This window comes from Vibrio sp. YT-18 (genome assembly GCF_033337345.1).
GTDB classification, from domain to species: Bacteria; Pseudomonadota; Gammaproteobacteria; order Enterobacterales; family Vibrionaceae; genus Vibrio; species Vibrio alginolyticus.
Genome location: NZ_JAWOQO010000318.1, coordinates 1 through 1,001, shown reverse-complemented (window position 1 = coordinate 1,001; position 1,001 = coordinate 1). Strand labels below are relative to the sequence as shown.

Annotated in this window: 1 protein-coding gene; it reads left to right on the top strand. The window is 45.7% G+C overall.

The window, feature by feature from the left end:
- Window positions 1–758: carboxypeptidase family protein (locus R7M72_RS26270; RefSeq protein ID WP_318056615.1), on the top strand; the 758-nt coding region annotated here is incomplete at its 5' end.
- Between the last annotated feature and the right edge of the window lie 243 nt (window positions 759–1,001).

The window sequence follows — 1,001 nt, the reverse complement described above, 5'->3', positions numbered from 1 at the left end:
TGGCACAAAGCGCGCACCACTGCCAACTAGAGACGCTTGGTCATACGCTAGATGGCAATGACATGAGCTTGCTTACTTTCGGTGAGCCAGAAGAAGGCAAAAAGAAAATCTGGATGATTGCGCGTCAGCATCCGGGCGAAACCATGGCCGAGTGGTTTATGGAAGGTATGATTCAGCGTCTGCTGGATGAAAACGATACGGTTGCCCGTGCATTACTTGAGAAAGCAGTGCTTTACGTTGTACCTAACATGAACCCAGATGGTGGTATTCGTGGGCACCTACGCACGAATGCGGTTGGTGTAAACCTAAACCGTGAATGGCAAACGCCTTCAATGGAGAAAAGCCCAGAGGTGTTCCTTGTTCGTGAACGTATGCTCGAAACGGGCGTGGATATGTTCTTAGATGTTCACGGTGATGAAGCGATCCCATACAACTTTGTTGCAGGCTCTGAAGGCATCCCATCGTACGATGAAAACTTAGCGGCGCTGGAAAATGCATTCAAACAAGCACTGTTGACTATTACGCCAGAGTTCCAAGATGAAATTGGCTACGACAAAGACGAACCAGGCAAGGCAAACCTGACGGTTGGTTCAAATTGGGTTGCCGAGCAATTTAAGTGCTTATCGTACACAATTGAGATGCCATTCAAAGACAATAACAACCACCCTGATCCGTTGTACGGTTGGTCTCCTGAGCGCAGCGTGATGTTTGGGCAAGACGTGCTTGCAGCAACACTTGCGGTGACAGACAAAATTTAAATGCAATAGTTCCACAGCATTGAATCATTACCGAACAGCTCATCTTTGATGGGCTGTTTTCTTTCCTGTTATTCGCATTTCTTATTGTAAAAATTAGTTGCCATTCATCCATTTACTGAGTTCTTCTCAAGTTTGAGAAACTGCAAAAATAGGGTGATTTGCATCACAGAAAAGTGCTAAGAGTGTGATATTCTCCGCAACGAATTGACTATGGCTAAACCAATGTCGTTGGATTTTCTCCTC